This is a genomic window from Exiguobacterium sp. SH0S1, assembly GCF_004337165.1.
In the GTDB taxonomy this organism is placed as follows: domain Bacteria; phylum Bacillota; class Bacilli; order Exiguobacteriales; family Exiguobacteriaceae; genus Exiguobacterium; species Exiguobacterium aurantiacum_A.
The window spans coordinates 243,942-264,578 of record NZ_SJVC01000002.1 but is presented as its reverse complement, the minus strand read 5'-3'; the positions used below and the strand labels follow the sequence as shown (position 1 = coordinate 264,578).

Genomic DNA, 20,637 nt, shown 5'->3' with positions numbered 1-20,637 from the left:
CGTCTTAGAAAATAGTTTAAGACGTCCGCTTCGATTACAAATAAAGCCATGAATGAATACATAACAGGAGTGACTAATGAAAAGATTAAGGAAATATATGTTTAAGAAACTATACATGAAATGGGTGCAGCGCGATTTCAATAAAAAAATCGCTATGCTTGAGCAATTCAAGCTACGCAGACATCTAAATAAAGAAATTCAAATTGATAAACACATGACAGAGAATGATTTTAATCTCAGTAACAGTTCCGTTGATCGATTAGCAGAATTCGTGATTTCTATGTATACCGATAGTGGGGAAGTTACAGCTACGCACTTAACGATTGGAGAAGAAGCTGATTATGTAACGCAATCCTTTTCTAATGCATATTTTGAAAAAATGGAGACGAAAGGCGTAAGCCTATTCGATTATTTTGCTATTCCAGAATTAGAAAAAAATGAAGAAGCTATCAAAGCATTGGACGAACAGCTCACAAATATTGCTCATTCAGATGGCGTGAAAACAGCAGAAATTTTCAAAATTATTAATCGTTATATTGATAAGACACATCGTTCGTTTTGGAAACCCAAAGTAGAACATTATGCTGTCGCGATTTGGTATATTATTTACGAATGTGTCGAAGACTTGATGCGATATAGCGATAAGTATCAGGTTTCCTACGTTGAAGATGGCGAACAGCGGTGTCTATTTAACTATTTCAATTTATATATTCATGGTGTCATTACTACGGGGAAACTATTGTTGCCTGAAAATTTACGTGAAGTCATGTTTGCCGCTTCTGCTATCCATCCGGCTCAAGATGATTTCATTGATCGAAATCGAGTAACTGAAGAAATGCTCATTCAGATGGAGAAGAAGATAAAAGGGGAAGAGATTTCAAGTGAATTTGAAGACGTAAACACTGTATTTCGCCTAATCGATATCATATATAAAAAATATCCTGTAGCATCTAATCCAGAACTAGTTGAAATTTTGTTAAAGCTCCATGAATGGCAAATTCATTCTTTACATCAACAAAATAATCATTTATCTGAAGAAGAAATTATTGAAATTTCTTTAAATAAGGGTGGATACGCTTTTGCATTTTATGGCTACATAGCTTTGGGAGAATTAGATAAAATGGCGTTTCGACATTTTTTTGGGATGGGTGCAATTTTTCAGTTGATGGACGACTTGCATGACATAGAAATTGATTTGCGAGAAGATATTAATACTATTTGGTCAATGCGTATTAAAAAAGGCGTTGATTTAGAAGAAGCACTATATGGTTTAGTGGGAATTCAACAGAGTTTTGAAAAGATGACCACACTGATACCTTCATTGAAACGTCCTGTGTTCTTTAGACGCATGGAGCTGTTTGCAGTTCGATTAGACTTTTTTAAGTTTTATTTAATTAATCGTAATTATTTCAATGATGATTTTTTAAATAGTATTAGTGCACATGCAGGGGTAGATTTTGAAAGGATTTCTGAAAAATACAAAGTTGAAATTGATACTTTAGCTACGTTTTCAGATTTTAAAGACATATTACTTACAGTTAAAACACATTTTATGAATAGTAAATAGTGTTTTATAAGATTATATAGGCGTATTTTGAATGGGGTCTCAATACGCTTTTTTTGCGATGTGTTGATAAGAAAGAATCAAGCATTACCCAAAGATAATATGCACTATGATAATAAGAATAAGAAAATATAATGTCGGTTTTCCTATATTTTTAAGGAACTAGGTCCATCGTTCATCGCAAAAGTAAACTCGGAAAATTATATATTGACAATCCTGCGCCAAAAAGCAGGTGTCACCGTGACCGTGAAGATGACACAGAGCGGCTATCAAGAGATGAAGAAAGCGACAAAAGTAGTGAAGTAATCGAGTCTACAATGTTCGCATGAATACACAATAAAACACCTGAAGGTTCGGCTATTCGTGTAGCCAAATCTTCAGGTGATTTTTTTAATTAGCGACTGTTGTATAAAGTGAACCCAATACATCCAACACTTTTGTCTCGAGTTCTTTATAGGCAGAAGAGGTGACGAGCGTAGTCATCGCACGTTCTACGCAGGCTGTATCCGTCCAGCCTGAGACTGGAATAGTTGCGACATAGATTTTCGTATATTTCTTACCTTCTAGCATACCCGATGGTCGGAATGAGACTCCCTGGTCCCGTAACGCCTCTAACAATTCCAATCGATCCGGATAATCGATAGGACCGACTTCGACGTGGATCTTTAAATCCTGATTCCACTCCCGAGAGAACCAAATGATCAATCCATAGCCGAGCCAGTAGCTATTGCCGAGCTGTTCCATGCGCTCCAAATAGGGTGCCCATTGCGGGGAGACAAAGTTCGGGACTTTGGCATGCGGACGATACAAATGTTCAGGCAACTTATGCTTATCTGCAAACGATAAGAACGATTGGTGTAAGATATTGCTACCCATTTTAAAGATGTAATCAATCGTTTTGCTTTTCTTCGCATAGATTTTAGTCAAATGATCACGTTGAACCGGGGATAAGCCTTTGAGCACGGTCACGGCCTCACGAAGCTCGATTTGTTTTTGACGTTGCATATCTTGATATGCGTTCGCACAAATCAAATGGATGGCCGAGGCGTAGTTCTGATACAGCTTCATTGCGATTTGCATTGTGTCGTCATCCTCGACCAACTGCTCTTCAAGCAACGCGACATAGAAGTTCAAGAAGTCATAAATACTGTCGGCAATCGTTTCCTTATTCAAATCGAGTTCTTGAGTGATGATTTGTAGGACATCTTCATATGCCAACATCCAGTAAGCATTATGAGACGGTGCTTCACCGGACAGAGTCAAGAAAACGGGAAGGACGTTCCACTTGGGATAGCGCGTCGTCACGCTCGTTAAATAACGCTCAAGTTGACCTGAGGATTCAGCTGAATGAAACTTATTTTCGATGAGCAAGATAACATTTAACGATGGAATTTCAATCAGTAAATCGATCGCACCATTCCCGTTCGTCGACCATTCCCGATGGACGATGACGTCAGATAGCGACGTATGAAGAAACGACAAGTAATCAAAGCCATCGATTTTATCTTCATTATCAGGTTTCGTTACGAGGTTCATCAGTACTTTTCGTAAGAAGAAACTTCCTAATCGATGATTTTCGTTCGGGTCGAACAGCCAGGCGAGGACGTTCGAGTGGCGAATCTCGTATTGATCGACGCGTAGCACTTTGAGCGGATTGAATTGATGGAACTGTTGATGGAGACGATTGAAGTCAGTCGAATTTTCTAATTGCAAGATGGTGTCGAGTGAGTATGGCATGAGAGCCTCCTAAGAAGAGTTGATAAGATTAGTAAACTACAAAAATACTAAGGAAGATGAATAAATATTGGACATGGTTAGAAATAGTTACAGGGCGATAAAGGATTAAAAGGTAATATTATGAGACGGATGATATTGCGATTGGCTCCGATCGATGATGCATAACAAGCTAATAAAAAGTTTTTTATCTGCTTTGTCGAATAGGTGTCGAACGATTTTGGAGTAGTGGGCGGAATATCATCTACTTTTTATTATAAAAGAAGAAGTATTTTAGCTTCCTATTTTGTAACATCAACAATGGAGCGTCTTGAGGTAAGCGAGAATTTATCGTGAAAACTATGAATCCGGAGGGACTAGAATGGACAAAACATTCAATTTTAATGAAGTAGATGAAGAAGTGTTTGAACAAGAGTTTGATCAAAACTATGATGACCAATTCAAGCAAGCGAATGACCAACTTGAAAGCAATATTCTGATTGCGCTTGTTGGGGATGTAAACTGTGGAAAATCGTCTACCATTAACAAGTTGATGGATGGTGAGATTGTATCGACTGGGGCAAAACCTGGAGAGACGGTCGAGATTAAAGAAATTCAATACACGGATAAAATTGTATTTGTTGATACCCCAGGTCTCGATGATATCAACAAAGAGAATTCGCAAGTGACGCTAGATTATTATAAGAAATCAGACGTTATTTTGTTCTTCACGAATGCGGCTGGTACCGTGTTATCCGAGAATGAGTTGAAGAACTTAAAAGAGATTGAGAAGACGAACAAAAACATCATCATCGTCCTGAACAAGATTGATGCAGCTGAAGATATCGGTGGACTCGTTCAATACATCCAACAGGCGACAAACTATGTTTATCCGGTCACTCCAATCTCATCACGAACAGGTGAGAATATCGGGATGCTACAAAAAGAGCTCTTAAAAATTTTAGAGGAGAAGCAAAAAGATATTTTGATGGCTCGTGAGCTAAAGGACAAATCAACAACGGCGAATCGTTGGATCAACAGCGCAGGGCTTGCATCAGCCGCAATTGGAGCATCTCCAATACCTGGATCTGATATTATCCCGCTAACAGGCATTCAAGTTGGTCTAATCATCAAACTGTCTCTTCTATATGATAAACCAGTGTCGAAAGAGAGTGCGAAAGAGTTATTGATTGCGACAATTGTCGGAAATGCAGGAAAGACAGCATTTCGTCAATTGGTCAAATTAGTGCCTGGCGCTGGTTGGGCAGTTGGGGCTGGCGTAGCAAGTGCCGCGACAATCGCATTGGGATATGCCGTCAAATATATGCATGAGCACAATATTGAACTTACAGCTGAGCAATTGAAGTTTGTGTACAACATGTTTTTGAATAAAGAAAAGAGTAAATAATAATCAGATACGTATGTAACTTTTCAATTTAGAGTTCATCTTACAAAAGAAGCAGCCTTAGCTTCGTGGCCAAAGTGGGCTAACTTAAATTTTTGAGACAATATAAAAACACCTTCGCAGTGGTACACTTTAAAAAAGTGCTAGCATCGGAGGTGTTTTTGCGTGGGCAAAAACGTATATTCAAGTGAAGTGAAATGGGCAGTGGTGAAAGACAAATTGAGCGGTGAGTTGACGACTAGAGAGATCATGGAGAAACACGGAATCAAAAGCGAATCCCAGATCCACACATGGATGAGATGGTATCGTGCATCTGTTCGATATGTTTCGACATAGCCGTTCTCTTTCGGCGCGTCGACGGCCCCGAGTCCGTTCTCGACAACGAACAGTGGCTTTTGATAGCGGTCGTACAACTAGTTCGCTGTGATGCGGAAGCCGATCGGGTCGATTGTCCAGCCCCATTCCGACTTCTCGAGGAACGGGTTCTCGAGTGAGCTGAAAATGTTCCCTTCGGTCGATTTATTGATCTCTGGGTCCGTGCTCGTCGAGATAGCGTTTGGTATAGCCCGGGTATTCACCGCGCGAATACACGTCGATGAAGAAGAACGATTCTCGATCCTTGTTCATCGCATCTAACACGTCGTCCGGGTTGCAGGAGTAGGGGTACGTCTGACCGGCCGTGAGCGCCGACAGCGTCGGATAGACGAGCGCAGACCTGATAGCCATACCGATGAACGGACTGCCGCCGAACTTCTTGATTGCCGTATAGCCGAGGGAAATCGGGAAGAAGTAGAACAGCGAGTCGCCGATAGCGTTCAACAGTTGATACGTGCTCGACGTATTATCGAGCCAACCGACGGCGACGAACAAGGCGTTGAACCCTTTGATCATCCCGGTCGCGGCCAAGACGCCGAGGACAGGGGTAAAGATGCTAGAGATGATATCGATGAATCGACTGAACAATGAACCTTTTGGACCTTCCTCTTCTTCAAGTGGTGACTGGTTTTGGAAGCCACCGACCTCGACGACTGCTTTATAGACATCTGGGACGTGGTTGCCGATGACGACCTGGTACTGAAAGCCACTCTTCGTGACGGTGACGACACTGTCCATGTTTTTAAGCGCTTCGATATTGGCTTTGCTCCCATCTTTTAATTTGAATCGTAAACGGGTAATACAGTGGACGATGCTAGTAACGTTCTCTTTGCCGCCGACGTGCTTGATAATGCCGCGTGCGAGCTGTTCGTATTTCATGTCCATTCCCATCCTTTACATTGAATTTGGTTTGTTCAAATAAAAAAACTGACCCGTGTCAGATGGGATACATAACGAGACGTATACTGAGCTGACACGGGTCAGGTTATGCCCACTGAAGGTAACATTTCAGCGCAGGGAATCATTCAATTGTTATTTGATACTTGAAATGTAGCACGCGGTAAAAAGGAATGCCGACGCTTACATTTAAAAATATTCAGATTTCTTTTATTGGACACAAATGGGGAGTGAGGGATGGAATTTGGTGTATATATAGTGCTCATCGTTCCGTCATGAAACCAAAATAGGAACCACTTCGTAAATGGATGAACGACGTAAAAAGGAGCGCTTACCTATGAGACGCGAACAACATATCCGCCGCCTCGTCGACTACGCACGGCAAGGCAAAGCAAAAGCGATTATAATCGGAGCCAGTTCCATCTTCCTGACGAGCACGTTCCTGCGAACGATCGACATCTCACAACCGCTCCTCATCGGACTCGGGTTTCTCGGCGTCGTCCCGCTGCTCGTGCGTGAATGGAAACTCGGGACAATCCGGAGTACGTTCAACGATGACGCGACGTATCAACGGCTCATTCGCTTCCCGTTTTGGCTGACGCTGTTTGGCCTCCTTGTCTTGTACGCGTTGCTTGGGTGGTTTGAAACCGCCTCGCCGGGGACGTCGTTCTTTCTAGCGCTCGGTGTCCTGTTGCTTGGCATGTTAGCCCTTCAACGTACCTTCGACCGCGTCATCCTAAAGCTCGAACCCGACTACATCACCGACCGCGAACTGCATCGCGAACTGAACTGACCGACCGTCTCCTCGAGAGGCGGTCTTTTTTTAGGTCCAAGTTCCTAAAAAGGCAAAGAACGAAACGGAACGGCAACATGACATGATGTTGCGAAAAAATGATAAATGATTCCCTCCGATTGTCAAGATGAACAGGGAAAGAACGTATTACGGTAGGCTCATGCCTTATTTCTGTCGTCCATTCTGTCTGTAGGGAGGGAAACATTCATGAATCAGCAAACGACGATCGTCGGTGATCTCGTCGAGGTACTTAAGAAAAGCAAGTGGTTACTCGTCCCGTTCATCCTGCTCGGCGGGCTCGCTGCTTATTATGTGAGCACGGCGTTCATCCAACCGACGTACGAGGCCTCGACGCAAGTGCTCTTAGTGACCGAACAAGAAGGCGACCGCGTCGACAGCTCGGAAGTGCTCTCGTCGCTCTCGCTCGTCAATACGTACCGGGTCATCATGAAGAGCCCGGCCATCTTGAACGAAGTGACAGAACGCGTCCCGAACGCGCCAGACCCGATCAGTGATGTGCTCACGGTCGAGAGTGAGGAAGATTCGCAAGTCATCAACGTCGTCATCACCCATACGGACGCGGCGGTGGCGGCCGAGACGGCGAACGTCATCAGCGAAGTGTTCGCGGACGAGATCCCGGACTTGATGAACATCGACAACGTCCGCATCTTGTCACCGGCTGAAGTGCCGCTCAACCCGGTGTCGCCGAACATCCTCGTCAATACGGGGGTCGGTATGTTCGTCGGCTTGTTTTTCGGCGGGCTGATCGGTCTCTTACGCTATGTGTTCGACAAACGTATCCAAAACGAACAAGAGGCGGAACGGCTCCTAGACCTTCCCGTCATCGGATCGGTGCCGGTCATCGAACGGCGTGACATGAAACCGAAAAAAATAAAAACGAACACCCCTAAAGGGAAAGGAGAGGCCCCTCATGTTCCTGAGAAAAAAGAACGACAATCTTCCTGATTACGGACAGCGTGATTTGATCACGCTCGCCAACCCGAAGTCGCCGATCTCGGAGCAGTATCGGACGATCCGGACGAACCTCGAGTTCACGTCGATCGGTCAGAAGCTACAGATGATCAACGTCACATCGGCCTCGACCGGGGAAGGGAAGTCGACGACCGCGGCGAACCTCGCCGTCGTCTATGCGCAGCTCGGAAAGCGCGTCCTCCTCATCGACTGTGACCTTCGTAAACCGACGGCGCAGTTCACGTTCAACCTCTCGTCCCAAGCCGGGCTATCGACGATTCTCGTCGGACGGATTTTGCTCGAGCGGGCCATTCAAAAGACGGGCGTCGAGCGGTTGTCGCTCCTCACCGCAGGACCGATCCCGCCGAATCCGACCGAGCTCATTGCTTCTGACCAGATGGTCGAACTGCTCGACGAGGTGCGCCGGCAATACGATATCGTCATCCTCGACGCGCCACCGATGATGCAAGTGGCGGACGCCCGTCTGCTCGCAAAAATCGCCGACGGCACGATCCTTGTCATCGGCTGCGAGAATTCGGAGCGCCAACTCGTCGTGAAAGCGAAAGAACAGCTCGAGCGGACCGGGACGCATATGCTCGGCCTCGTCTTGAACAAGCGGAAGAGCAGACGGCATAAGTATTACGCGTACGAGTGAGGTGGCGACGATGAAAATTCTCCATATTAACGCGATCAACGACGTGAAGAGCACTGGACGAATCTGTAAAGAACTCGCATCTGTCCATCATGACTGCGGACACGAGACACGTGTCGCCCATTCGACGGGACCGTTCACCGAGGCGAGTTACGTCATCGGTGATCCCGTAGACGTGAAGCTGCACGCGCTGCACGCCCGCATCACCGGACGGCAAGGCTACGCCTCACGATTTGCGACGGAGAATTTGGTCCGTGACATCGAGCGCTTCGCTCCGGACATCGTCCATCTCCATAACTTGCATGCCAACTACGTTCATCTCAGGACGTTGTTCGAATACTTGGCCACACGCGACATCCCGACCGTTTTGACGCTCCATGACTGCTGGTTCTTCACAGGCAAATGCACGCATTACACGACGGCCGGGTGCAACAAGTGGCAACACGGTTGCGGCGACTGCCCGCAACTTCGGGACGATATCCCGAGCTGGCTGTTCGACCGGACGAGTGAGATGCTCGACGACAAACGTCGCTGGTTGACGGCGGTCCCGCGCCTCGCCGTCGTCGGGGTATCCGACTGGATCACGACTGAGGCGCGCTTTTCGTTTCTCCGACACGCTGCCGTATTGCGCCGGATTCATAACTGGGTCGACCTCGACGTGTTTCGTCCGGTCGACGTGACCGAGCTCCGGGCACGGCTTCAGTTGGCCGACAAGATGGTGCTGCTCGGTGTCGCGAGCACGTGGAGTGAGGCGAAAGGGCTCGGTACCTTCCTCGACCTCGCGGCGGCACGTCCGAACGACGCCTTTCTCTTGATCGGCCGGCTTGACGACACCGAGCTTCCAGCCAACGTCATCCACGTCAACGAGACGAACGACGCCCGTGAGCTCGCCCGCTACTACGCGCTCGCCGACGTGTTCCTCAATTTATCGGAACAGGAGTCGTTCGGCAACGTCACGGTCGAGGCGATGGCGTGCGGGACGCCGGTGCTCGTCTTGGACGCGACCGCGAGCCCGGAACTCGTCACCGACGATACGGGTGTCGTCGTCGCGACACGGGGACTTACCGATTTGAATTACGGGATCGAGCGCATCTTTGCCCGTGGAAAACGGTCGTACAAAGACGCATGCGTCACCCATGCCCGGACGAACTTTGCGCTCCGTGACCGCGCCATCGACTACTTGGACGTCTATGCGGCGCTCCGACACGAGAAAGTGAGGGATATTCTATGAAACCACTCGTCTCGATCATCATCCCGGTGTATAACGGGAGCAACTATTTGGCCGAATGTATCGACAGCGCCCTGGCCCAGACGTATACGCATATCGAAGTCATCGTCGTCAACGACGGCTCGACCGATGAAGGGAAGACGGCCGCCATCGCTAAAACCTACGGCGATCGGATCCGTTACATCGAGCAAGTGAACGGTGGCGTCTCGAGCGCGCTCAACCGTGGGATCGACGAGATGCGCGGTGACTTCTTCTCTTGGCTCAGCCACGACGACTTGTACGCCCCGCGGAAGATTGAGGCGCAGCTCGAGACGCTCGAGCGGGAAAGACTCGACCCGTCGCGGACGATCCTCGTCACCGGCACCCGCTTCATCGACGAACACGGGGCCCCGATCCGGCGTTACCAGCGCAAGTTCACCGGGTTGTATCAAGCGGGTGATATGTTCCGTCACTTGATGTTGACGTCGAGCCTGAACGGTTGTGCGCTCCTCATCCCACGCGAGGCGTTCGCAACGCGGCGCTTCTCGGAGGAGGACCGGTTCATCCAAGATTGGATGTGTTGGATCGGGTTCGCGCTTGACGGGTTTGACTACTATTTGACGGATGAGCCGCTCGTTCTGTCCCGGATTCACGGGGCCCAACAGACGAAAAAGATTGCCCACCGTGCCGAAATCGAATCGGACCGCTATCTCAGCCAGTTACTCCTTGACGTCGAGCGCCGTCCGGACGCGGGTACGCTCATCCCGATCATCTTGCGCCATACGTTCAAAGAAGACGCAGCGGCGGTGCGTGAAGCGTATCTCGCGACCCGGGACGTGCGTGACTATTTCAGTCCGTTCGAACATGGGCGTCTGCGGTTCAACGGACTGTTGATCTCGCACGTTCTGTCGCTCTATCGGGGTGTCACGAACCTCATCTATCGTTAGAAAAGAGGCGACCTCATGACCATCTATCTCGTCAACATAGCACTGCTCGTCCTCTGGGCGATGCTACTCATGCGTTCTGACACGACTTACAGGCGCGGTTGGTTCGTGACATTCGCGACCGTCCAGTGGATTGTCTTGTCGGGATTTCGTCACATCTCGGTCGGGGACGACACGGCGCAATACGGATCGCTGTTCCTTGCGACGAAGCCGCTGCCGCTCGACGCGCTGACGCAGGACTTCTTTACCCTCGTCTTCACCGAGAGCGAGGATCCGGGCTATTATTTGTTCCAACGGCTCGCCCAGTTCGTCATCTCGGACTATCAACTGTATCTCGTCTTGATCGCCGTCATCTTCATGGTGCCGCTCGGTTACTTCATCTATAAATATTCGAGCGAGCCGCTCATCAGCTTTTTACTCTTCTCGGTCCTGTTTTATGAATTTTTCGCCGTGACGGGGTTACGCCAGACGGTGGCGACGGCGCTCGTCGTCCTCGTCGGTTATCACTTCGTCCGGGCCCGCAAGCTCCTGATGTTTCTCGTCCTCGTGCTCGTCGCCATGACGATCCATAAGTCGGCGCTCGTGTTCTTACCGTTTTATTTCTTGGCCAACCGGCAACTGACGAAAGCGTACATTCTCGGCATGCTCGGCTTCATCGCCGCCTTGTTCGTGTTTCGGGGCCCGTTCTTTGAGATGTTGGTGACGTTATCTGGCTACGACACGTATGACTACATGAATGGGGCGGGTGCGATCAACTTCAGCGTCATGCTCCTGTTCGTCCTGTTCGTCGCCTTATGGCGGCGCGATGAGATTTTGGCGAACAACCCGTCGGCGACGCATTACTTTAACGCGTTGTTCCTCGCGGCATGCTTCTTGCCGCTCACGTTCATCAACCCGTCGATGATGCGGCTCGTCCAATACTTCACGCTGTTCTTGATTCTGATGATCCCGGAGATCCTCAAGACGTTCGAGCGGCGCGAACGATTGCTCGTCTATTACGCGGCGGTGACGCTTTTAGTCTTGTTGTTCCTGCAGGACGCACCGGTGTATACGTTCTTCTGGCAGTAAGGAAGAGAGGTGGAAACACATGTCGACACGCGTCGAGCCCGATGAGGCCGCGAGCACGCGCAAAATCAAATACGGGGCAGCGATGTCGTATACGCAAATCTTTTTCGGCATCTTGTCCGGATTGATCTATACGCCGTGGATGATCCAGGAGATCGGTCAAGCGAACTACGGGCTCTACATGCTCACCATCTCGCTGATCAGCATGTTCGCGATGGACTTCGGGCTCGACGCGGCCGTATCCCGGTTCATGAGCAAATACATGGCGGAAGGGGACGAGGATAAGGCGGCACGCTTCCTCGGCGTCGCCTATAAACTGTTCACCGTCATCGGCTTCGTCTTGTTCGTCATCCTCGCGGTCGTCTATTTCTTCCTTGACTCGGTATACGCGGGGCTGACCGCGGCCGAACTCGACAAGTTGAAAGTCCTGTACGTCGTCGCCGGTCTGTTCATCGTCATGTCATTCCCGGCGAAACCGTTCACGGGCATCCTTGTCTCACATGAGTACTTCTTGTTCTCGAGCGCGCTCCAGTTAACAGAAAAGATCGCGACCGTCGTCCTCATGGTGACGGCGCTCCTTCTCGGCTACGGGCTGTATGCGCTCGTCCTCGTCACCGCGTTCGTCGGCACGCTCGTGCTCATCATTGAATACATCTTTATCCACCGGAAGACGACGGTCCGCGCGAACTTCCGTGAACGCGACAAAGGAATTTATAAAGACATCTTCGGCTTCATGACATGGAGCACGGTCACACTCGTCGCCCAGCGCTTCATCCTCAACATCACGCCGAGCCTGCTCGGGATGCTCGCCGGCAGTGCCTCGATCGCCTTGTTCTCGGTCGGGATGGTCATCGAAGGGTACGTCTGGACGATCGCGTCGGCGCTCGGTTTCTTGTTCTTGCCGAAAGTGAGCCGGATGCTCACGCGTGACGACAGGGGAGGAATCGCCGTCTTGTTCATCCGGATCGGCCGCATCCAGCTCTATATTGTCGGATTGATCGTCCTGTCATTCTTCGTCCTCGGGCAAGAGTTCATGCGGCTCTGGGTCGGCGAGGCGTTTCACGATTCGTATTACGTCGCGCTCCTCCTCATCGCCCCGAGCCTCATCACATTGACACAAGACATCGGCAACACGACGCTCATCGCCGAGAACAAAGTGAAGTATCGGGCGTATGGCGCACTCATCGTCGCCTGTATCAGCATCACGTTATCTCCGCTCCTCATCCCGATTTACGGGCCGATCGGGGCGGCTGTCGCCATCTGTATCGGCAATGTCGTCGGGCTCGTCTTCTACATGAACTTCGTCTACAGCCGCATCCTCAAACTCGACATCGTCCTGTTTTTCCGGTCATGCCACGTGAGGATTCTTCCGGCGCTCGCGCTCTATACGGTCATCGGCTGGGGCATCCAACAGCTGTTCCCGGCGTCGAACCTGTTCACCTTCGCCTTGAAAGGGGGCGTGCTCGTCGTCCTCTATGGCATCATCATGTGGTTCCTCGCGTTTGATGACAGCGAGAAAGCACTCGTCCATCAAGTGTTTGCCCAAGTGAAGATCCGCATCCTATCCATCCACCATACTTCTTAGGAGGGAACGTTATGAATCGACTCAAAGTGATGACCATCGTCGGCACGCGCCCAGAAATCATCCGTCTCTCGGCCGTCATCGCCAAGCTCGAGGCGTCGGAGGCGATCGAGCATGTCCTCGTCCACACCGGACAAAACTACGACTACGAGTTGAACGAGATCTTTTTCGAAGACTTCGGTCTGCGCCCGCCCGACTACATTCTCGACGCCTCCGCGGACGGGCCGATGGCGACGATCGGCAACATCTTGATTGCGGTCGACCCGGTGCTCAAGGCTGAACGACCGGACGCCGTGCTCATTCTCGGCGACACGAACAGCTGCCTCGCCGCCATCGCCGTCAAACGACATAAAATCCCGATCTTCCACATGGAGGCAGGGAACCGCTGCTTTGACGAACGGGTGCCGGAAGAGACGAACCGCCGCATCGTCGACCATATCGCCGATGTCAATTTGACGTACAGCGACATCGCCCGCGAGTATCTTCTGAAAGAAGGGCTCCCGTCCGACCGCGTCATCAAGACGGGCAGTCCGATGTTCGAGGTGCTCACGCGCCAGCGAGACAAAATCGACCGCTCGGACGTGCTCGACCGGCTCGGTCTGACTGCAGGCGGCTACTTCGTCGTCTCCGCGCATCGGGACGAGAACATTAGCGCGGATGAGAACTTCTTCGACCTCGTCGACACGTTGAATGCGATCGCCGAGACGTACGACCTCCCGCTCATCATCAGCACGCACCCGCGCACCGCCAACCGGATTCGCGAGACCGGGGTGACGCTGCACCCGAATATCCGCACGCTTAAGCCGCTCGGGTTCAGCGACTACGTCCACTTGCAACTTCATGCGAAAGCGGTGCTCAGTGACAGCGGGACGATCAGCGAGGAGAGTTCGATCCTCGGGCTGAAGGGTTTAAACATCCGCCAAGCGCACGAGCGGCCCGAGGCGATGGAAGAAGGGGCGGCGATGATGGTCGGCTTGAAACGCGACCGCGTCCTCCAGGCGCTCCGCGTGTTAGAGGAGACGGAGACGCCGATGCGCCTCGTTTCCGACTACGCGATGCCGAACGTATCCGATAAAGTGCTCCGCATCTTGTTGTCGTACACGGATTATGTGATGCGTGAAGTGTGGAAACAGACTCCGGGGAGTCCGCTCAAGAAGGAGGTGTGAGGGATGCGCTATTTGAATCAAAAGCGGAAACTCGACATCGTCTTGAGTTCGCTCGCACTATTTTTGCTCGCGCCGTTGCTCATGTTGATCGCGGTTTTGATCAAACTCGACTCGAAAGGACCGGTCCTGTTCAAGCAGCAGCGCGTCGGTCAGGACGAGACGTTGTTTTGGATTTATAAGTTCCGGACGATGCGGGACGACACGCCGAAAGACGTGCCGACCCACATGTTCGCCGACCCGACGAAACACATCACGCCGATCGGTAGCGTCCTCAGGAAGACGAGCCTCGACGAACTCCCACAACTCGTCAACATTTTAAAAGGCGACATGGCGCTCGTTGGTCCGCGGCCGGCGCTGTGGAATCAGACCGATTTGATCGAGGCGAGACGCGCAGAAGGCGTCGCCCCGGTCAAACCAGGCCTGACCGGGTGGGCGCAAGTGAAAGGACGCGATGAGCTCCCAATCGAGGTGAAGGCGAAGTTTGACGGGGATTACGTCCGGCACATGGGTCACCGTCTCGACCTCGTCTGTATCTTGTTGACGGTCCGAAACGTCCTCCTGCGCAAAGGCATCATCGAAGGGCAGGTCGAACCGCCGACCGTCCCGTTGAAAGAAAAAGAGATGACACATGTTGCGAAAAAATGATAGAGGTTTCCCTTCTATTACCAATTCATTTCAAATTTGGCGGGTAAAAGACTTCATACACAACCTCCTGACCTCTTAGACAATGCAGATTAGAAAGGAGACTCGATCATGTTTTCGAATAAGACTTTGCTCATCACCGGCGGGACCGGCTCGTTCGGCAACGCCGTCATGGAACGGTTCCTCCATACGGACATTAAAGAGATCCGTATCTTCTCGCGCGACGAGAAAAAACAAGAAGACATCCGCAAGCGCTACAACGATGACAAACTGAAATTTTACATCGGTGACGTGCGCGATTCGAATAGCGTCAAGAACGCGATGTACGGTGTCGATTACGTGTTCCACGCCGCGGCGCTCAAACAAGTCCCATCGTGCGAATTTTTCCCGATCGAAGCCGTCAAGACGAACATCCTCGGCACCGAGAACGTCTTGAACGCTGCCGTCGACGCTGGTGTCGCGAAAGTCATCTGCCTGTCGACCGACAAGGCGGCCTATCCGATCAACGCGATGGGCATCTCGAAAGCGATGATGGAAAAAGTGTTCGTCGCCAAGGCACGCGCCGTCGGTCCGGACAAGACGCTCATCTGTGGTACCCGTTACGGTAACGTCATGGCGTCCCGCGGCTCGGTCATCCCGCTCTTCGTCGAACAGATCAAAAACGGGGAACCGCTCACCGTGACCGACCCGCTCATGACCCGGTTCTTGATGAGTCTCAGTGACGCGGTCGAGCTCGTCGTCTTCGCCTTCAATTATGCGCACGCGGGCGACATCATGGTCCAAAAATCACCGGCTTCGACGATTGGTGACCTCGCCGAGGCGCTCAAACAATTGTTCCAAGTCGACAACCCGGTCAAAGTCATCGGTACCCGGCATGGCGAGAAGACGTTCGAGACGCTCATGACACGTGAAGAACATGTCCTCGCCGAAGATATGGGCGGTTTCTTCCGTGTCCCGGCTGACAACCGTGACCTCAACTACGACAAATATTTCAGTGAAGGCAGCAGGGAGCTGACGGTCCAAGGCGAGTACAACTCGAACAACACCGAACAGCTCGGCGTCGAAGACGTGAAACGGCTGCTGTTGACGCTGCCCTACATTCAAGCAGAACTCGCAGCTTGGCACGTGCCGAGCTCGACGAAGCGGATCGGGTGAGGTGAAGCTGATGAAACAACGACTCGTCTTCATCACGAACATCGCCGCCCCGTATCAAGTCAAGTTCTGCTACGCGCTCCAAGAACATTTCGATACCGAGTTTTGGTTTTATGACCAATTGACCGCCCGACGTCCCGACTGGTGGAAAGTCCCGCTCGGCGACCGTTGTAAAGTACTTAAAAGCAACTACTTCGCCGGACCGTTGAACTATGTGTCACTCCAAGTGTTCCAAGAACTTGCCCGCTTCAAACCGGACATCATTCTCGTCGCCGGCTTCACACCGCTGCACTCGCTCATCTTGAAGCTCGCGAAACGGAAAGGGAACAAAGTCGTCGTCTTGAGCGAGCCGATCCGCGACGTGTCGGGTGAGGATAACGCCTCGGACAAGCTGCTCGAACAAGCGAACGCGAAGTGGAAGACACGGATCATCCACGCGATGTTCCGCGACACCGACCTGATCTTCGGAATGGGGCAGGTCGCCCGCGACCAATTCGTCCGCGAGTTCGGATTCATGGAAGAACAAGTCGTCAATGCCCCGTACCCGATCGATATCGACGCCTATTTCGACCATCCGCTCCGCGTGAAGCGCCGAGGTGACCCGGTCCGGATCTTGTTCGCGAACCGGCTCGTCGACCGCTACCAACCGCTCGTCGCCCTAGAAGCGTACCGGGCTTTGAAACGAGACTATCCGAACCTGTCGCTCGCGCTGAACCGGGACGGACACTTGTACGAGGCGTGTCGTGACTACATCAAGGAGCATGACCTCGAAGGTGTGACGTTCTTGGATGAAATCGACGCCTGGGACAATATGCATCTCGTCTATCGTGACTCGGACATCTTAGTCTTGCCGGCGACCTATTCGAACGGCAACTTGACGATTATCGAGGCGTGCGCGTCCGGGATGGGCGTCATCGTCAGTCGTCAAGTCGACAACGTTTCGGGGCATTTGACGGAAGGGGAGAACTGTTTCAAATGTGAGCCGACCGCTGCGTCGCTCGAGGCGTCGCTCCGGAACTACCTTGAAGCACCGGAACGGCTCGCGACGCATGGCGCCCTTTCGAAACAAAGCGTCGAGCATCGCCGGAACCGTGCGACCGCCGCGACGTATCGCCAACTGTTCACGCAAGCACACATCATTTGACGCCAAAGGAGACCAACGACATGGTGAAGCTCATGCTGTTAGGAGGAGCGATGCATCAAACGCCCGTCATTTTAAAGGCGAAAGAGAAAGGGATCTTCACGATCCTGTGCGATTTCTTGCCGGACAATCCGGGGCGAACCGTCGCTGACCGCTATTATTGCATCAGCACGCTCGACCGCGAACGCGTGCTCGAAGTGGCACGCGAGGAACAGATTGACGGAATCATCGCTTACGCGTCAGACCCGGCCGCTCGCACTGCGGCTTACGTCGGCGAAGCGCTCGGACTCGTCACGAACCCGTTCCAGACGGTCGAGACGTTGACGAATAAAGTCAAGTTCCGCGCCTTCTTGAAAGCGAACGGCTTCCCGACACCTGAGGCATACGCCTTCACCGAATTCGAAACGGCCGTTTCGGCACTGTCGACGATGCGTGGGACGTACGTCGTCAAACCAGCCGACTCGTCGGGTAGCAAAGGGATTAGCCGCATCACCTCGTCGGATACGCCCAGGAGGATTCGCGAAAAGCTAGCCGCCGCCTTCGAAGTGTCACCGGGCGGGGAAATCGTCGTCGAACAGTTCGTCAAACGTGACGGCTACCAAGTCGCCGGAGACGGGTTCGTCGTCAATGGAAAACTCGTCTTCCGCTGCTTCGGCAACAGCCATTTCAACGTCAAAGGCGTCAACCCGTTCGCGCCCATCGGTGCGAGCTTCCCGAGCGTCCAACCGGACCGCGTCCAAGCGAAAGTCCACGCCACGCTTCAACGCATGATCACGAAAGTCGGGCTGAAGAACGGTCCGCTCAACTTCGACATTTTCGTCAGTAAAGGTGACGTCTACTTGATGGACATCGGCCCCCGTAACGGCGGCAACTATATCCCGCAGATCATCGAACAGGCGACCGGTGTCGACATGGTGAGCGCGACGATCGACCTTGCGCTCGGACGACCGGTCGAACTGGAAATGAAACGTGTCACGACGCCGTCGAGTTACTTCATTCTCGGAAGCCAAATCCCGGGGCGTTTTATCGGACTCACGTTCGCATCCAAAGGGTACACGATCGTCAAATCGAATTTGGCCTACGCGATCGGTTCGGATATCCCGTGCTTCGAAGGGGCGAACAAATCGCTCGGCAGCCTCATCCTTCGGTTTGAAGACGTGCCGACGATGCTCCGTTTGCTCGATCATCCGGACAAATGGGTGACGCTTCACGTCACGCCGGCTACTCAACGGAAGGAGGAATCATCATGGACATCGTCGTCACCGGAGCAAACGGCTTTTTAGGAAAACACCTCACGCACGCACTTGAACAGGACGGGCACAACGTCCTTAAAGTCACGCGGGAGACGCACTTCGCTGAACGGAGCCGGATGCTCCGAGCGGCCGACTTCGTCTTCCATCTCGCCGGCGTCAACCGGCCAGAAGACCCGCACGAATTCATCACCGGTAACGTCGATTTGACCGAGGTCATCGCGACGGAGCTATTGTCATACAACCCGGTCCCGATCGTGTTCGCCTCGTCGATCCAGGCGACACAAGACAATGATTACGGCCGCAGCAAGCGTGACGCGGAAAACATGCTCGTCGTCTACAGTGAACGCTCGGAAATGCGGGTCCACGTGTTCCGCTTGCCGAACGTGTTCGGGAAGTGGGGGCGTCCGTTTTATAACAGCGCCGTCACGACGTTCTGTCATCAGATCTCGCGCGGCGAGAAGGTCACGGTGAACGATCCTGATCGGTTGCTCACGCTCGCCCACGTCGATGATGTCGTCGCCTCGTTTCTTGACACGTTGACGACGGACGTCTCGCTCTATCCGACCGTCCCGGCGCATGAGATTTCCCTGCTCGACGTCGTCCGAACGCTCGAGACGTTCGAGACGATGCGAGTGGCGCACAGCGTACCGGACTTGTCGGACGCGTTCACAAAACAGCTGTATAGCACGTACACGAGTTACTTGCCGAGAGAGCGGATGGTGACTCCGCTCCTGATGCACCGCGACGCGCGCGGCTCGTTCACCGAGTTCTTGAAGACGCCGGACCGGGGGCAAGTGTCGGTCAACGTCGCCAAGCCGGGCATCAAAAAAGGGGAACATTGGCACGACACGAAACATGAGCAATTTCTCGTCGTCAGCGGAGAAGGTGTCATCCGGCTCCGGTTGGTCGACGACACGGAAGTCATGACGTTCCATGTGAGCGGGGAAACGCTCGAAGTCGTCGAGATCCCGCCTGGATACGTCCACAATATCGAGAACGTCGGCACGACCGACCTCGTCACCATCATGTGGGTGAACGAACCGTTCGACCCGGGCCAGCCCGACACGTACGCCGATACCGTCGCCCGAGCTGAAACCGAAGTGCTGTGAGGAGGAAACGCGATGATCATGGTCAGTATCAACTGCATCACCTATAACCATGAGGCGTATATCGGTCAGACGATCGAAGGATTCCTCATGCAGGAGACGGATTTCGACTTCGAGATCCTGATCCATGAGGATGCGTCGACGGACCGGACGGCCGAGATCGTCCGGGGTTACGAACGTCTTCACCCCGACAAGATCCGAGTCATTTATCAGACGGAGAACCAGTATTCAAAAGGCGTGTTCGTCAACTTGTTGAACGAAGAGCGGGCCCGCGGCAAATACGTCGCCCTCTGTGACGGTGACGACTACTGGATCGACCCGCACAAGCTGCAAAAGCAAGTCGACTACATGGAAGCAAATCCCGACTGCACGCTTTGCTTCCACGACGCCTACGTCGAGACGGACGACACGTTGCATACGGATTGGCGCGTCATTCCATGGATGCCCGAGAACCGGAAGTATGCGTCGTTTGAAGCACGGACGTACAACGCCGGTGAGCTGCAACTGCTCGGGTTCATCCCGACGATGTCGATGTTGTACCGAAACGGGCTGATCATGGACGGGCCGGACTGGTTGAGCGATGCGCCGGCAAAAGACGGGGCGATGAAACTGTACGTCGCGAGTCATGGCTACGCCTACTATATGCCCGAGGTGATGAGCGTTTATCGATATGGCGTCGCAGGATCGGCGACGACGATCTGGAACGAAGGGAACCTCGAGCGGGATATCGCGCGTCACGAGGCGTTCATCCGCTTCATCGATACGTTCGATGCGTATTCAAACGGACAGTATCATCAAGAGATGGAACTTTCCCGCATCTCGTTCGAGGTCGGGCTGCACCGGCTGAGACGAGACTATGCCGCTTTAAAGTCACCACGATACGACCGTTACCTTGACCGTTTCGTCGGGAAAGAGAGGATTCGTCCTTACTTGATGGTGCGGCATCCGATCGTCACCGAACTGTTGATTCGGCTTCGATCGCGGCAACTGATATGAGGGGGTCGTAAA

18 protein-coding genes and 1 pseudogene are annotated in these 20,637 nt (G+C 52.1%); 17 read left to right on the top strand and 2 right to left on the bottom strand.

Annotated features, from left to right (window positions below):
* Positions 1 to 115: 115 nt before the first annotated feature.
* On the top strand, positions 116 to 1,567 hold the full coding sequence (locus tag EVJ20_RS08080; RefSeq protein WP_131507824.1) for a class 1 isoprenoid biosynthesis enzyme: 1,452 nt from the start codon (positions 116 to 118) through the stop codon (positions 1,565 to 1,567).
* Between the two features lie 387 nt (positions 1,568 to 1,954).
* Here the strand turns inward: EVJ20_RS08080 and EVJ20_RS08075 are convergent, their stop codons facing one another.
* Positions 1,955 to 3,301 (bottom strand): PDDEXK-like family protein, encoded by a 1,347-nt coding sequence (locus tag EVJ20_RS08075; RefSeq protein WP_131507821.1) that lies wholly within the window; start codon positions 3,299 to 3,301, stop codon positions 1,955 to 1,957.
* A 358-nt stretch (positions 3,302 to 3,659) separates the two neighbouring features.
* On the opposite strand from EVJ20_RS08075, the gene EVJ20_RS08070 reads away from it, so the two are divergent.
* Positions 3,660 to 4,685, top strand: coding sequence for a GTPase (locus tag EVJ20_RS08070; protein WP_131507819.1), 1,026 nt, complete (start codon positions 3,660 to 3,662; stop codon positions 4,683 to 4,685).
* A gap of 246 nt (positions 4,686 to 4,931) precedes the next feature.
* Complete coding sequence (locus EVJ20_RS15395; protein WP_442899276.1) at positions 4,932 to 5,018, top strand: hypothetical protein; 87 nt, start codon at positions 4,932 to 4,934, stop codon at positions 5,016 to 5,018.
* Here the strand turns inward: EVJ20_RS15395 and EVJ20_RS15290 are convergent.
* Positions 4,994 to 5,936: pseudogene (locus EVJ20_RS15290) on the bottom strand (family 1 glycosylhydrolase); the annotation flags it as partial. The gene EVJ20_RS15395 and the pseudogene EVJ20_RS15290 sit on opposite strands and share 25 nt — an antisense overlap.
* A gap of 355 nt (positions 5,937 to 6,291) precedes the next feature.
* Between EVJ20_RS15290 and EVJ20_RS08055 the strand changes: the two are divergent.
* The 14 genes from EVJ20_RS08055 to EVJ20_RS07990 all read left to right on the top strand — a co-directional run bounded on the left by EVJ20_RS08055 (position 6,292) and on the right by EVJ20_RS07990 (position 20,625).
* The gene (locus EVJ20_RS08055; protein ID WP_131507817.1) at positions 6,292 to 6,747 is read left to right on the top strand and encodes a hypothetical protein; all 456 of its coding nucleotides are present in this window, start codon (positions 6,292 to 6,294) and stop codon (positions 6,745 to 6,747) included.
* Between the two features lie 207 nt (positions 6,748 to 6,954).
* A complete protein-coding gene (locus EVJ20_RS08050; RefSeq protein WP_131507815.1) occupies positions 6,955 to 7,713 on the top strand; it encodes a YveK family protein in 759 nt (252 codons plus the stop codon).
* Complete coding sequence (locus EVJ20_RS08045) at positions 7,679 to 8,374, top strand: CpsD/CapB family tyrosine-protein kinase (protein ID WP_131507813.1); 696 nt, start codon at positions 7,679 to 7,681, stop codon at positions 8,372 to 8,374. Before EVJ20_RS08050 ends, EVJ20_RS08045 begins: the two co-directional genes overlap by 35 nt.
* Before the next feature lie 10 nt (positions 8,375 to 8,384).
* Positions 8,385 to 9,602, top strand: coding sequence for a glycosyltransferase (locus tag EVJ20_RS08040; protein ID WP_201740015.1), 1,218 nt, complete (start codon positions 8,385 to 8,387; stop codon positions 9,600 to 9,602).
* Positions 9,599 to 10,525, top strand: coding sequence for a glycosyltransferase family 2 protein (locus tag EVJ20_RS08035; protein ID WP_131507809.1), 927 nt, complete (start codon positions 9,599 to 9,601; stop codon positions 10,523 to 10,525). The genes EVJ20_RS08040 and EVJ20_RS08035 overlap by 4 nt, the downstream gene beginning before the upstream one ends.
* Positions 10,526 to 10,540: 15 nt before the next feature.
* Positions 10,541 to 11,590, top strand: coding sequence for an EpsG family protein (locus EVJ20_RS08030; protein ID WP_131507807.1), 1,050 nt, complete (start codon positions 10,541 to 10,543; stop codon positions 11,588 to 11,590).
* Positions 11,591 to 11,609: 19 nt separating this feature from the next.
* Positions 11,610 to 13,172, top strand: a complete 1,563-nt coding sequence (locus EVJ20_RS08025) for an oligosaccharide flippase family protein (protein ID WP_131507805.1) — start codon at positions 11,610 to 11,612, stop codon at positions 13,170 to 13,172.
* Positions 13,173 to 13,183: 11 nt separating this feature from the next.
* Positions 13,184 to 14,335, top strand: a complete 1,152-nt coding sequence (gene wecB / locus EVJ20_RS08020) for a non-hydrolyzing UDP-N-acetylglucosamine 2-epimerase (RefSeq protein ID WP_131507803.1) — start codon at positions 13,184 to 13,186, stop codon at positions 14,333 to 14,335.
* 3 nt (positions 14,336 to 14,338) lie between these two features.
* On the top strand, positions 14,339 to 14,980 hold the full coding sequence (locus EVJ20_RS08015) for a sugar transferase (protein WP_131507801.1): 642 nt from the start codon (positions 14,339 to 14,341) through the stop codon (positions 14,978 to 14,980).
* 108 nt (positions 14,981 to 15,088) lie between these two features.
* The gene (locus EVJ20_RS08010; protein ID WP_131438962.1) at positions 15,089 to 16,132 is read left to right on the top strand and encodes a polysaccharide biosynthesis protein; all 1,044 of its coding nucleotides are present in this window, start codon (positions 15,089 to 15,091) and stop codon (positions 16,130 to 16,132) included.
* 10 nt (positions 16,133 to 16,142) lie between these two features.
* Positions 16,143 to 17,273, top strand: a complete 1,131-nt coding sequence (locus EVJ20_RS08005; protein ID WP_131507799.1) for a glycosyltransferase family 4 protein — start codon at positions 16,143 to 16,145, stop codon at positions 17,271 to 17,273.
* 20 nt (positions 17,274 to 17,293) lie between these two features.
* Positions 17,294 to 18,553 (top strand): ATP-grasp domain-containing protein, encoded by a 1,260-nt coding sequence (locus tag EVJ20_RS08000; protein ID WP_131507797.1) that lies wholly within the window; start codon positions 17,294 to 17,296, stop codon positions 18,551 to 18,553.
* Positions 18,517 to 19,632, top strand: a complete 1,116-nt coding sequence (locus EVJ20_RS07995) for a polysaccharide biosynthesis C-terminal domain-containing protein (protein ID WP_131507795.1) — start codon at positions 18,517 to 18,519, stop codon at positions 19,630 to 19,632. Before EVJ20_RS08000 ends, EVJ20_RS07995 begins: the two co-directional genes overlap by 37 nt.
* A 12-nt stretch (positions 19,633 to 19,644) precedes the next feature.
* Complete coding sequence (locus EVJ20_RS07990) at positions 19,645 to 20,625, top strand: glycosyltransferase family 2 protein (RefSeq protein WP_131507793.1); 981 nt, start codon at positions 19,645 to 19,647, stop codon at positions 20,623 to 20,625.
* Positions 20,626 to 20,637: the final 12 nt, after the last annotated feature.